Annotated in this window: 12 protein-coding genes; 6 read left to right on the top strand and 6 right to left on the bottom strand. The window is 72.7% G+C overall.

The window, feature by feature from the left end; genetic code table 11:
• Nucleotides 1-313: 313 nt before the first annotated feature.
• The 3 genes from ACTWJ9_RS16295 to ACTWJ9_RS16285 all read left to right on the top strand — a co-directional run bounded on the left by ACTWJ9_RS16295 (nucleotide 314) and on the right by ACTWJ9_RS16285 (nucleotide 3,221).
• Nucleotides 314-1,738: a DUF2252 domain-containing protein gene (locus tag ACTWJ9_RS16295; RefSeq protein ID WP_443295890.1), complete on the top strand. Its 1,425-nt coding sequence runs from the start codon at nucleotides 314-316 to the stop codon at nucleotides 1,736-1,738.
• A 211-nt stretch (nucleotides 1,739-1,949) separates the two neighbouring features.
• Nucleotides 1,950-2,798 carry a hypothetical protein gene (locus tag ACTWJ9_RS16290; protein WP_279334958.1) on the top strand — a complete coding sequence of 283 codons (849 nt, stop codon included), beginning with the start codon at nucleotides 1,950-1,952 and terminating at the stop codon, nucleotides 2,796-2,798.
• Between the two features lie 93 nt (nucleotides 2,799-2,891).
• The gene (locus ACTWJ9_RS16285; RefSeq protein ID WP_279337984.1) at nucleotides 2,892-3,221 is read left to right on the top strand and encodes a rhodanese-like domain-containing protein; all 330 of its coding nucleotides are present in this window, start codon (nucleotides 2,892-2,894) and stop codon (nucleotides 3,219-3,221) included.
• Between the two features lie 40 nt (nucleotides 3,222-3,261).
• Here ACTWJ9_RS16285 and ACTWJ9_RS16280 read toward each other — a convergent pair whose 3' ends face one another.
• The 5 genes from ACTWJ9_RS16280 to paaA are packed head-to-tail and all read right to left on the bottom strand — an operon-like array spanning nucleotide 3,262 to nucleotide 6,962.
• Nucleotides 3,262-4,320: a 2Fe-2S iron-sulfur cluster-binding protein gene (locus ACTWJ9_RS16280; RefSeq protein ID WP_279334957.1), complete on the bottom strand. Its 1,059-nt coding sequence runs from the start codon at nucleotides 4,318-4,320 to the stop codon at nucleotides 3,262-3,264.
• Nucleotides 4,320-4,892 carry a 1,2-phenylacetyl-CoA epoxidase subunit PaaD gene (paaD, locus tag ACTWJ9_RS16275; RefSeq protein WP_279334956.1) on the bottom strand — a complete coding sequence of 191 codons (573 nt, stop codon included), beginning with the start codon at nucleotides 4,890-4,892 and terminating at the stop codon, nucleotides 4,320-4,322. The genes ACTWJ9_RS16280 and paaD overlap by 1 nt, the downstream gene beginning before the upstream one ends.
• A complete protein-coding gene (paaC, locus tag ACTWJ9_RS16270) occupies nucleotides 4,886-5,644 on the bottom strand; it encodes a 1,2-phenylacetyl-CoA epoxidase subunit PaaC (RefSeq protein ID WP_279334955.1) in 759 nt (252 codons plus the stop codon). The genes paaD and paaC overlap by 7 nt, the downstream gene beginning before the upstream one ends.
• On the bottom strand, nucleotides 5,641-5,928 hold the full coding sequence (gene paaB, locus ACTWJ9_RS16265) for a 1,2-phenylacetyl-CoA epoxidase subunit PaaB (protein WP_279334954.1): 288 nt from the start codon (nucleotides 5,926-5,928) through the stop codon (nucleotides 5,641-5,643). Before paaB ends, paaC begins: the two co-directional genes overlap by 4 nt.
• Complete coding sequence (gene paaA / locus ACTWJ9_RS16260; RefSeq protein ID WP_279334953.1) at nucleotides 5,925-6,962, bottom strand: 1,2-phenylacetyl-CoA epoxidase subunit PaaA; 1,038 nt, start codon at nucleotides 6,960-6,962, stop codon at nucleotides 5,925-5,927. Before paaA ends, paaB begins: the two co-directional genes overlap by 4 nt.
• 290 nt (nucleotides 6,963-7,252) lie before the next feature.
• Between paaA and ACTWJ9_RS16255 the strand changes: the two genes are divergently transcribed.
• The 3 genes from ACTWJ9_RS16255 to ACTWJ9_RS16245 are packed head-to-tail and all read left to right on the top strand — an operon-like array spanning nucleotide 7,253 to nucleotide 10,132.
• Nucleotides 7,253-7,996: a DUF5819 family protein gene (locus ACTWJ9_RS16255; protein ID WP_443294368.1), complete on the top strand. Its 744-nt coding sequence runs from the start codon at nucleotides 7,253-7,255 to the stop codon at nucleotides 7,994-7,996.
• On the top strand, nucleotides 7,993-9,300 hold the full coding sequence (locus ACTWJ9_RS16250; protein ID WP_443294367.1) for an HTTM domain-containing protein: 1,308 nt from the start codon (nucleotides 7,993-7,995) through the stop codon (nucleotides 9,298-9,300). The genes ACTWJ9_RS16255 and ACTWJ9_RS16250 overlap by 4 nt, the downstream gene beginning before the upstream one ends.
• A gap of 10 nt (nucleotides 9,301-9,310) precedes the next feature.
• On the top strand, nucleotides 9,311-10,132 hold the full coding sequence (locus ACTWJ9_RS16245) for a TrmH family RNA methyltransferase (protein ID WP_443294366.1): 822 nt from the start codon (nucleotides 9,311-9,313) through the stop codon (nucleotides 10,130-10,132).
• 57 nt (nucleotides 10,133-10,189) lie between these two features.
• Here the strand turns inward: ACTWJ9_RS16245 and paaN are convergent, their stop codons facing one another.
• The gene (gene paaN / locus ACTWJ9_RS16240) at nucleotides 10,190-11,881 is read right to left on the bottom strand and encodes a phenylacetic acid degradation protein PaaN (protein ID WP_443294365.1); all 1,692 of its coding nucleotides are present in this window, start codon (nucleotides 11,879-11,881) and stop codon (nucleotides 10,190-10,192) included.
• Between the last annotated feature and the right edge of the window lie 147 nt (nucleotides 11,882-12,028).

The following is a 12,028-nucleotide window of genomic DNA, read 5'->3' as shown; positions in this document are numbered from 1 at the left end:
GATGGGCGTGGGCGTGGTGAGGCTGGGGCAGCAGTTGTGGCGGGTGGTCACAGGTGCGCGTGTGGGGGAGAGGGGTGTCCACAGCACCGGAGTTGTCCACAAGACCTGACGCGTTTCGTCCACCGGGTTGTACGGTCGGCACGGTTGATGTCTTGGCCTGCGCCGATACCTGTGTCGACGTCGGGCCGAGGGCCGTTCGCGTCGGTCGTCGACGCGTGCGCGTGGTCGAGCGTGTGTACGGACGTACGTGTGGGCGTACGGGGAGGTGGTTGCTGTGACCGAGATCGTTGCCGGTGGGGCCGGCACGGAAGAGGTGCCGGCGTGGACGGGGCCGGACGGTCGGGCGGCCGGTGAGGTGCGGCTGCCGCGTGTACGGGGCTTCGCCGCATGGCCGCCCCAGGATTCGGCCAAGGAGGACGGCAAGGCCCTGCGCCGGCTGGTCCCCCGCAGCGCCCACGCCGCTCTCGACCTGGACCCCTCCCGCCCCGACGCGGTGAGCGCGGTCGAGGAGTCCAGCCGCGGCCGGCTGCCCGAGCTGACGCCGATACGGGTGGGCAGGATGGCGGCGACACCGTTCGCCTTCCTGCGCGGCGCGGCGGGCCTCATGGGCCATGACCTGGCCCGTACCCCCATGACGCGGATCCGCGCGCAGATATGCGGCGACGCGCACGCGGCCAACTTCGGCCTGTACGGCGACGCGCGCGGCGGACTGGTCATCGACCTGAACGACTTCGACGAGACGGTGTGGGGCCCCTGGGAGTGGGACGTCAAGCGGCTCGCCACCTCGCTGGTGCTCGCGGGCCGGGTGGTCGGCGCGGACGAGGACATCTGCCGCAAGGCCGCCCATGACGTGGTGGGCGCCTACCGCCGCACGATGCGGCTGCTGGCCAAGCTGCCGGTGCTGGACGCCTGGAACGCCATCGCCGACGAGGAACTGGTCTCCCACACCGACGCGCACGATCTGCTGGGCACCCTGGAGCGGGTCTACGCGAAGGCCCGCGCCAACACCAGCGGCCGTTTCGCGGCCAAGTCCACCGAGGCGACGGCGGACGGCGGACGCCGTTTCGTCGACGCCCCGCCGGTACTGCGGCGCGTCGACGACGCCGAGGCCGCCGCGGTGGCCCACTCCCTGGAGGAGTACGTCGGCACCCTCCAGCCGGACCGGCTTCCGCTGCTGGCCCGGCACGCGGTGCAGGACGTGGCGTTCCGCGTCGTCGGCACGGGCAGCGTGGGCACCCGCTCGTATGTCGTGCTGCTCCTGGACCACCGGGGCGAGCCCCTGGTCCTCCAGGTGAAGGAGGCCCGGGCCTCGGCGCTGGTCCCGCATCTGCTGACGGCCGGCTTCGACGTCCCCGACGCCGACCACGAGGGCCGGCGCGTGGTCCTGGGCCAGAAGAGGATGCAGGTGGTCAGCGACAACCTGCTGGGCTGGACGACCGTCGAGGGGCGGCCCTTCCAGGTCCGGCAGTTCCGCAACCGCAAGGGCAGCGTCGACCCGACGGCCCTGGCCGCCGACCAGGTCGACGACTACGCCCGGATGACCGGCGCCCTCCTGGCCCGCGCCCACTCCCACAGCGCCGACCCCCGCCGGATCGCCGGCTACTGCGGCAAGAGCGACGAGCTCGACGAGGCGATGGCCGACTTCGCGCTCCGCTACGCCGACCGTACGGAGGCCGACCACGCGGATCTGGTGGCGGCGGTGCGGTCGGGCCGGATCGCGGCGGAGACGGGGGTCTGAGCAGCGGGGTCGCTCGGCAGGGGGCCGGGCCGGATGACCGGATGTCTGTGTGTCGTGTGCGGTGTCTCCTCGGGGGTGCTGCAGACGATCCGACAGGTGGTTCGGCGGGTGGTTCGGCGGGTGGTCCGGCCTGCGGTTCGGCGGGCCGGGCCGGTGTGGGGAGCGGGCCGGGTGGGCTCCGGGGGCGGCGGCGGTGGCCTACGCTGTGCGGGTGACGACCTCGGAGGGTGAGCAGGGTGGTGGCGGCGCCGGTGCGGAGCAGCAGGTGACGGCCGAAGGTGGTGCGCAGCGGCCCGAGGCGCGGCTGGAGCAGGCCGTGCGGGCTGCCGAGCAGGCGCTGATCGAGTTCGAGATCGCGGTGGACACCTTCCGCATCGAGGTCGAGAACTTCTCCCGGCTGCACGAGCAGCGGCTCGGCCCCGTGTATCTGCGCCTCGAGGAACTGGATGCCCGGATCCTGGAGGCCAAGGCCGACCGCACCGGTGATCCCGAGGACCGTCGGCTGGCCGAGGACGCGCGCTCCCGGTTGCTGCCGATCCCCGGTGTGGAGCAGCTGCTGAACGGCTGGATGGACGGCGACGGCCTCTTCCCGGAGGCCTCGGCCATGCTCACGGACCAGCCGGTCCGGACCCCGGAGCGGGTGCGGCCCAGCGAGGAGGCCCGCAAGCTCTACCGCGACCTCGCCCGCAAGGCGCACCCGGACCTGGCGCAGGAGGAGCCGGAACGCCGCCGCCGCGAGGACTTCATCACCCGCGTCAACGCCGCCTACGCCCGCGGCAGCGAGGCGGAGCTGCGTGAGCTCACCGAGGAGTGGGCCGCGGGCCCGAAGCCGAAGGAGCAGGCCCCGAGCGCCGTCGACGAGCTCTACACCCGGCTCGAGTGGCTCGCCCAGCGCAAGGAACTGCTCACGCTGGTCGCGAAGGAACTCGAGGAGGGTGCCATCGGCTCGATGCTCCGGCTGGCCCCGGACGACCCGGACCGTCTCCTGGAGGAGATAGCCGAACAGCTGCGCGCCCAGGTGGCCGAACGCGAGGCGGAGCTGGCGGCCCTGCAGGGCTGAGCCGTGGAGCGGCCGGAATCCCGGCCACCCCGCGGTGGGGCGTCCGGCTCGGTTGCTTCCGGTAGCGTCGGGGGCATGAGTTTTGCGACTGGAGTGCCCACGGTCGAGGTCACGGACCTCAAGGACGGCGACTTCCTGTTGGACGTCCGCGAGGACGACGAGTGGAAGTCCGGCCATGCCGAAGGGGCGCTGCACATCCCGATCAGCGAGTTCGTCGCCCGGTACGGCGAGCTGACCGAGGCGGCCCCGCAGGACGGCCGGGTGCATGTGATCTGCCGTTCCGGCGGGCGCTCCGCCCAGGTCACCGTGTATCTGGTCCAGCAGGGCATCGACGCCGTGAACGTGGCAGGCGGGATGCAGGTGTGGGAGTCGGCGGGACGCCCCGTGGTCACGGATGAGGGGCAGCCCGGACACGTGCTGTAGTCCGGGTGCCGGAACAGGCTCTGGAAGCGGGCAACGGGCCTCAGCGGTCGAAGTCCAGCTCCACCCCCTCCGTCACCGGATGCGACTGGCAGGCCAGCACGTAGCCCGCCTCGGTCTCCTCCGACTCCAGTGCGAAGTTGCGGTTCATCCGGACCTCGCCCGAGACGAGGAAGGCACGGCAGGTTCCGCACACCCCGCCCTTGCAGGCGTAGGGGGCGTCGGGGCGGTTGCGCAGCACCGTCTCCAGCAGGGACTCGCCGTCCTGGACGGGCCAGGTGCCGCCGCGCCCGTCGAGCAGGGCGGTGACCGTGCTGTGGGCGGGGGCCGGTGCCGCGGGAGCGACCGGTGTGCCGGTGTCCACGTGGAAGATCTCCTCATGGATGCGGGAGCGGGCCACGCCCAGGCCGCGCAGCGCCCGCTCCGCCCCCTCCACCAGCCCGTACGGGCCGCACAGGAACCAGCCGCCCACCTGCTCCACGGGCAGCAGCGCCGGCAGCAGTGCGGTGAGCCGCTCCTGGTCGAGCCGCCCGGACGGCAGCCCCGCCTGCTGCTCCTCCCGTGACAGCACCGTCACCAGCTGGAGCCGCTCGGTGTAGCGGTCCTTCAGATCGGCCACCTCCTCCAGGAACATCGTGGAGGAGGCCGTGCGGTCACTGCGGATCAGGCAGAACCGGGCCTCGGGCTCGCGTCCCAGCAGGGTCGAGACGATGGACAGCACCGGTGTGATGCCGCTTCCGCCGACGATCGCCGCGTACCGGCCGGGCGCGGGCCGGAGGATGAACCGGCCCGCCGGGGGCATCACCTCCAGCTCGTCCCCGACGCCGATCTCCTTCAGGGCGTACGTCGAGAAGGCCCCGCCGTCGACCAGCCGCACCCCCACCCGCAGCGTGCCGGGCCCTTGGCCGTCGGGCGCCGGGGAGCAGATGGAGTAGGTGCGCCGGATGTCCTCGCCGTCGGCCCTGCGCCGCAGGGTGAGGTGCTGGCCCGGGGCGTGGCGGTACTGCTCGCGCAGTTCCGGGGGAACGGCGAGGGTGAGGGCGACGGAGTCGTCGGTGAGCCGCTCGACCGCGGCCACCCGGAGCCGGTGGAAGCGCGCCATCACAGCTCCTTGAAGTGGTCGAACGGTTCGAGGCAGGACAGGCACCGGCGCAGCGCCTTGCACGCCGTGGACGAGAAACGGCTGAGCAGTTCGGTGTCGGCGGAATCGCAGCGCGGGCACCGCACCGGCTCCGGAGCGGCGGACGCCTCGCCGGCCGGTGGAGCGCCGGCCAGCGGGTCGCGGGTGCGGGTCGGGCCGAGGCCCACCGGGACCGCTCCGGACGGCGGCCGTACACGAGGCGGGGCGATGCCGAACTCCCGCAGCTTGCGCCGCCCCTCCTCGGTGATGTCGTCGGTCGACCAGGCGGGCGCGAGCACCCTGCGGACGGTGACCTCACGCACGCCGTGTCCGCGCAGGACCCGCTCTATGTCCGCCGACATCGCCTCGACGGCCGGGCACCCCGTGTACGTGGGGGTCAGCTCGACCTCGACGGAGTCCGTTCCGCGCGCGTGCACCGCGCGCACCACGCCCAGCTCGCGCAGGGTCAGCACGGGCAGCTCGGGGTCGGGCACCGAACCGGCCAGTTCCAGGAGTTCGGCCTCCAGCGGGGTGGTGGGCGCCGTGGTCACCATGTCGCCCCCGGGTGGCTGCGGTGCAGGTGCTGCATCTCGGCGAGCATCCGGCCGAAGGGCTCGGTGTGCAGTCCCTGGCGGCCGGCACCGGCCGTCCAGGCCCCGGTGCGCGGTCCCTCGGGCAAGGTGAGGGTGGCCCGGCGCAGTATCCGGGCGATCTGCTCCAGCCAGGCCGCCTCCAGGGCCGGCCAGTAGATGTCGAGGCCCTCGACCGGCTGGAACATCTCGCCGGTGTACCGCCACAGGGCGTCCACGGCACGCTGGGTCCGGGCCCGGCTGGTGTCCGTGCCGTCGCCGAGCCGCAGGGTCCACTGCTCGGCGTGGTCGCGGTGGTAGGCGACCTCCTTGACGGCCTTTCCGGCCAGCGGCGCGAACGGGCCGTCCCCCGCGGCGAGTTCGGCGTGCAGGAGATGCTGGTAGGTGGAGAAGTACAGCTGGCGGACGATGGTGTGGGCGAAGTCGCCGTTCGGCTGTTCCACCAGCTGGAGGTTGCGGAAGGCGCGCTCCTCGCGGAGGAACGCCAGCTCGTCCTCGTCCCCGGCCGTCGACAGCAGCACCCGGGCCTGGCCCAGCAGGTCCAGCGCGATGTTGGCGAGGGCCACCTCCTCCTCCAGCACCGGGGCGTTGCCCGCCCACTCGCCCAGGCGGTGGGAGAGCACCAGGGCGTCGTCGCCGAGGGCGAGCGCGGCCGTCGTGCGGGCGGTGTCGTCCTCGGCGGCCGTCTGTGCGGGGGCGCCGGGTGGTGTCGTCACAGGTGCCGCACTCCCTCGGGGATCTCGTAGAACGTCGGGTGCCGGTAGGGCTTGTCGGCGGCGGGTTCGAAGAACGGGTCCTTCTCGTCCGGCGAGGAGGCGGTGACCGCGGACGACGGCACGACCCAGATCGAGACGCCCTCGCCGCGCCGGGTGTACAGATCGCGGGCGTTGCGCAGGGCGAACTCCGCGTCCGGGGCGTGCAGGCTGCCGGCGTGGGTGTGGGAGAGCCCCCGGCGGGAGCGCACGAAGACCTCCCACAGGGGCCAGTCGGTGTCGGTCATGTACGGGGTGCTCCTGTCTCGCCGTTCGCGTGCTTGGCCGCGTGGGCCGCTGCCGCCTCCCTGACCCAGGCACCCTCCTCGTGGGCGCGCCTGCGCCGGGTCAGCCGCTCCTCGTTGCACGGGCCGTTGCCCTTGAGGACGTCCCGGAACTCGGCCCAGTCGATCGGGCCGAAGTCGTGGTGCCCCCGCTCCTCGTTCCACCGCAGGTCCGGGTCGGGGAGGGTGAGGCCGAGCGACTCGGCCTGGGGGACGCAGATGTCGACGAAGCGCTGGCGCAGCTCGTCGTTGGAGTGCCGCTTGATCTTCCAGGCCATCGACTGCGCGGAGTGCTGCGACTCGTCGTCGGGCGGGCCGAACATCATCAGGGACGGCCACCACCAGCGGTCCACCGCGTCCTGGGCCATCGCGTGCTGCTCGGGGGTGCCGCGGCTCAGGGCCAGCAGCAGCTCGTAGCCCTGGCGCTGGTGGAAGGACTCCTCCTTGCAGATGCGCACCATGGCGCGCGCGTACGGACCGTACGAGCAGCGGCACAGGGGCACCTGGTTGGTGATCGCGGCGCCGTCCACCAGCCAGCCGATCGCACCGACGTCGGCCCAGGTCAGCGTGGGGTAGTTGAAGATCGAGGAGTACTTCTGGCGGCCGGAGTGCAGCTTGTCCAGCAGCTCCTCGCGGCTGGTGCCGAGGGTCTCGGCGGCGCTGTAGAGGTACAGGCCGTGTCCGGCCTCGTCCTGCACCTTGGCCATCAGGATCGCCTTGCGGCGCAGCGACGGCGCGCGGGTGATCCAGTTGGCCTCCGGCTGCATGCCGATGATCTCGGAGTGCGCGTGCTGGGCGATCTGCCGGACGAGTGTGGCCCGGTAGGCGTCGGGCATCCAGTCGCGTGGTTCGATCCTCTCGTCGGCGGCGACGGTCGCGTCGAAGGCACGCTCGTGTCCCGCGCCGTCGAGGAGCGGGTCACCGGCACGGTCGCCGGCGCCGTCCGGTGCGTCATGCGTACGGCCGCCGACCGTGCCGCGAGCGGCTGCTGTCGCCATGAGGTCCCCCTCGACCTTGGTTCTTCTCGACCTTGATTCTTCTTGCTCTGGGTCTTCCCGCTCTGGGTTCTTCCCGGAACACGCTCCCGACCGATCGTTCGGTTCGTGCGATTCCATGGTGAGACGGCCGCCGCAAGGTGTCAACAGCTGTGGATGACCTCCGGGGCTGTGCCCCGGAGGCCGGTGCTGAGTACCGTTCCGTGCGACACGGTGAAGCCGCGAAGCGGTGTGCGGGCGGTACGACGGCGCCGCGGCCGGGACACGGACCGGGAATGTGGGAACGGGGCGGGATGAACGCGTACGACGAGGGCTCGCACGCCCGGCAGGAGCGGGCCGGGCCGGACGGACCGGAGGAACCGGGCGTCCTCGCCCCGCCGCCCGAGCCGGCCACCGGCGTGGCCGCCCTCTCCCTGCGGCACCGGATCGCCGCCGCGGTGGCCCTCGGGGTCGTCGTGGTCGTGGTCTGCGTGCACCTCGGGATGACGTTCCTGCACGTCGCGCCCGCGAACACGGTCTCCAAGGAGCACGGCACGGCGATCGAGGACTGGATCTACCCGGAGTTCGAGCAGAACTGGAAGCTGTTCGCGCCCAATCCGCTGCAGCAGAACATCTCCGTCCAGGTCCGCGCCGAGATCCTGACGGCGGACGGGGGAGTGCGGACCACCGGCTGGTACGACCTGTCCGCCCAGGACGGCCGGGCCATCGACGGCAACCTCCTGCCCAGCCACACCCAGCAGAACGAGCTCCGCCGCGCCTGGGACTTCTTCGTCGCCACGCACGACGGGGACGATCGTCCGGTGGGCATGCGGGGCGCGCTGGCCGAGTCGTATCTGCGCCGGATCATGGTGATGCGGCTCGCACGGTCGGACGCTGCCGGGCCGGGCGGCGTCGTCGACCGGATCCAGGTCCGGTCCCGCACCGTCAACGTGCCGCCGCCCCGGTGGAGCGAGGAGCAGGTCTCGACGAAGCCGGTGCACCGCACCCTGCCCTGGTGGCCGGTACCGGAGGACGAGGCACGGGAAGGCATCGGGTGAACCGCTTCTCTCTCCTGGTCTTCGCTGCCGGCGCACGGGTCTCCGCTGCCGGCGCACGGGTCTTTGGCGCCGTCGCACGGGTCACCGACGCCGCTCTCGGCCCGTACCAGACCGCAGTGATCCGGATCGGCTTCAGCGCGACCTGGCTGCTGTTCCTGCTCCGGGAGTTCCCCCACCGCCAGGAGCTGTACGGTCCCGACGGTCCGTGGGACTGGGATCTCGCCGATCAGCTGGTCGGGTCCAACGGTGCCTTCACCGTGCTGCTGTGGTCGGACGGCCAGGGCTGGTTCGAGGCCGGCTACGCGCTCGCGGTGGTGTGGAGCGTGCTGCTGTTGCTGGGCTGGCGCACCCGCACCATGTCGGTGCTGTTCATGGTGGGTGTGCTGTCGCTGCAGAACCGCAGTGTCTTCATGGGCGACGGCGGCGACAACGTCCTGCACCTGATGTCGATCTACCTCGTGTTCACCCGCTGCGGCCAGGTGTGGTCGCTGGACGCGCGGCGCGCCCGGCGCGAGCAGCGGGCCCGCGCGCGTGGGGAGCGGCCGCGGGACCGGGTGGGTCCCGCGCTGTGGAGCGTGCTGGGCTTCCTGCTGCTGGCGGCGACCCTGGCCGGCCGGCTGGACGGCGACTGGTTCATACCGGCGCTGCTGTGGGCCGTCTGGGTGGTGCAGGCACTGTGGTGGCTGGTGGGGCGGCGCGCGAGGACCCCGCAGCCACGCATCCTGCTGGACGTCGTCGCCAACGTCGTGCACAACGGGGCCCTGCTGGTGATCATGGCCGAGGCCTGTCTGATCTACGCCACGGCCGGCTGGTACAAGATCCAGGGCTCCCGCTGGCAGGACGGCACCGCGGTCCACTATCCGCTCCACCTGGAGTACTTCTCCCCCTGGCCGGCCCTCGGCGACCTGCTGACCGCCAGCGGCACCCTGGTGATGCTGGTGACGTACGGGACGGTCGCCGTGCAGGTCGCCTTCCCGTTCACCCTGTTCAACCGGCGGGTCAAGAACGTGTTCCTGGTACTCATGATCACGGAGCACGCCGTGATCGCCGTGGTCCTGGGACTGCCCTTCTTCTCCCTGGCGATGATCGCGGCCGACGCCGTCTTCCTGCCGACGACGTTCCTGCGCCGTCTGGGCAACGGCTCCACCCGGGCGTACGAGTGGGTGCGGGCCCGCGGACGGTGGCCCCGCACCCGTACAGGCGGTCCGTCCGTCCCGGGGCCCCGGCCCGCCGACCCGGAACCGCGTGGGGGTGGCCGGCCGGCCACCCCCACGCCGGGGAAGGCGCTCGGCCCCCGCACGTAGGCTGCACGTCATGGCCGCCCCCGATCCCGCCTCCGCCCCCGATCCCGCCTCCGCCCTCGTGCCCGGCACCCCCGTCCCCGACCGGGATGCCGGTCCCGTGACCCGCTGGCACCGGCGGAACGGTACCGCCGTCCTGCTCGACGGTTTCCACGCCCTCAAGCACGCCGTGCGCTTCGGGGCGAAGGTCGAGGTGGCGGTCACCGCGGACCGGGCCGCCGCGCTCGCCCTCGCGGACGAGCTGGCCCCGGACGTCCGGGACGCGCTGGCGGCGCTGCTGGCCGAGGTGCCGTACGAGACGTACGCCTCGCTGGTCCCGCGCCCGCATCCGACCGCCGTCGCCGCCCTCGCCGTACGGCCCTCCCGCGCGGGCAACCTCGAGAAGCTGGCGCACACCCCGCGCACCGCCCCCGTGGTGGTCCTGGACCTCCCGCGCAACCTGGGCAACGCGGGGGCCGTGATCCGGCTGGCCGCCGGTTTCGGGGCGACCGGTGTCGTCACCACCGGAACCCTCGACCCCTGGCACCCCACGGTCGTGCGGGGCGGGGCCGGGCTGCACTTCGCGACCGCCGTGGAGCGGCTTCCCGTCGACGAACTGCCCGCCGGCCCGGTGTTCGCGCTCGACCCGGAGGGGGACGACATCCGCGCGCTGAAGCTGCCGGACGACGCGCTGCTCGCCTTCGGCTCGGAGCGCAGCGGGCTCTCGGCGGAGCTGCGCGCGCGGGCCGACCACCTGGTGGCGCTGCCGATGCGCCCCCAGGTCTCCAGCTACAACCTCGCGACCAGTGTGGCCATGACGCTGTACCACTGGAGCGCCACGGGGGACGCGTCCTAGCAGGGCGGCCGGTGGGGCCGATGGGCTCCGCGCGCCTGCGTCCGCCGCACCGGTCCGTCACGCCTCCCGGCGTACCTCGATCACCCGGAAGCGGTTGGCCACGAACGCCGCGTCGGTGAGGGTCGCGTTGGCCGCCGGGTTGCCGCCGGAGCCGTGGAAGTCGGAGAACGCGGCGGTCTGGTTGACGTACACCCCGCCGGTGAGGTTGAGGGAGAGCTGGGCCGCCTCCTCCAGGCACACCTCCCGCACGGTCTCCTCGACCTCGGGGGAGGTCGTGTACGCGCCGACGGTCATCGCGCCCTTCTCACGGACGGTGCGCCGCAGCAGCTCCGCCGCGTCCGAGGCGGAGTCGACCGCGACGGCGAAGGAGACCGGTCCGAAGCACTCGCTCAGGTAGGCGGCCTCGGCGTCCGGCTTCGAGCCGTCCAGCGTCACGATCACCGGCGTGCGGACCACCGCGTCCGGGAACTCCGGGTTGGCGATCTCCCGGGAGGCGAGGGCGACCTCGCCGAGACCGGCGGCGGCCTCCAGGCGGGCCTTGACATCCGGGTTGACGATCGCGCCGAGCAGCGCGTTCGCGCGTGCGTCGTCGCCGAGCAGGCCGTCGACCGCCTTCGCCAGATCGGCGACGACCTCGTCGAAGGACCTGGGGCCCTGGTCGGTGGTGATGCCGCCGCGCGGGATCAGCAGGTTCTGCGGGGTGGTGCACATCTGGCCGCTGTAGAGCGAGAGGGAGAACGCCAGGTTGGCGAGCATGCCCTGGTAGTCGCCGGTCGACTCCACGATCACCGTGTTGACGCCGGCCTTCTCGGTGTGGACCTGCGCCTGGCGGGCGTTGGCCTCCAGCCAGTCGCCGAACTCCGTGGAGCCGGTGTAGTCGATGATCCGGATCTCCGGGCGTGTGGCGAGCGTCTTGGCGATGCCTTCGCCGGGCCTCTCGGCGGCCAGGGCCACCAGGTTCGGGTCGAAACCGGCCTCGGTGAGCACCTGGCGCGCGACCTGAACGGTGAGAGCGAGCGGCAGCACCGCGCGCGGGTGCGGCTTGACCAGGACCGCGTTGCCGGTGGCGAGGGAGGCGAACAGACCGGGATAGCCGTTCCACGTCGGGAAGGTGTTGCAGCCGATGACCAGGCCGATGCCGCGCGGGACCGGGGTGAACCGCTTGGTCAGCGTCAGCGGGTCGCGCTTGCCCTGCGGCTTGGTCCACTGGGCGGTGTCGGGGGTGCGCGTCTGCTCGGCGTACGCGTACGCCACCGCCTCCATGCCGCGGTCCTGCGCGTGCGGGCCGCCGGCCTGGAACGCCATCATGAACGCCTGGCCGGAGGTGTGCATGACCGCGTGGGCGAACTCCGTCGTCCGGTCGCTGATCCGCCGGAGGATCTCGAGGCAGACCACCGCGCGGGTCTCGGCGCCCGCGTCCCGCCAGGCCCGCATCCCGGCCCGCATGGCGGGCAGCAGCACGTCGAGGTCCGCGTGCGGGTAGCTCACGCCCAGCTCGACGCCGTACGGGGAGGTCTCGCCGCCCACCCAGTCGTCCGTGCCGGGCTGGCCGAGGTCGAGGCGGGCGCCGAGCAGGGCGTCGAAGGCGGCCCTGCCCGCGGCCAGGTCCAGGCTGCCGTGCTCCCCGTAGGCCTTGGGGTGCTCGGGGTGCGGGGACCAGTACGCGCGGGTACGGATCGCTTCCAGCGCTCGGTCCAGGGTGGGCCGGTGCTGGTCGATCAACTGCTGCGCGGTGAGTTCGGCGGCCATCGGGGACCAACTCCTCGTCGAGTTCGTGGGCCGGGCCCAGGCATGGGCGGGGGATGTCGGAACACGGGCGGTCAGAGTTAGAGTAACCGAACGATCGGTCGGGACAAGGGGTCCGCCGCATCTGTGGACCGGCTCGTGCGGAAGGAT

The sequence above is a fragment of the Streptomyces sp. GDS52 genome, assembly GCF_052246875.1.
In the GTDB taxonomy this organism is placed as follows: Bacteria; Actinomycetota; Actinomycetes; order Streptomycetales; family Streptomycetaceae; genus Streptomyces; species Streptomyces cathayae.
The sequence above is the reverse complement of the archived record's forward strand: the minus strand, read 5'-3'. Positions and strand labels throughout refer to the sequence as shown.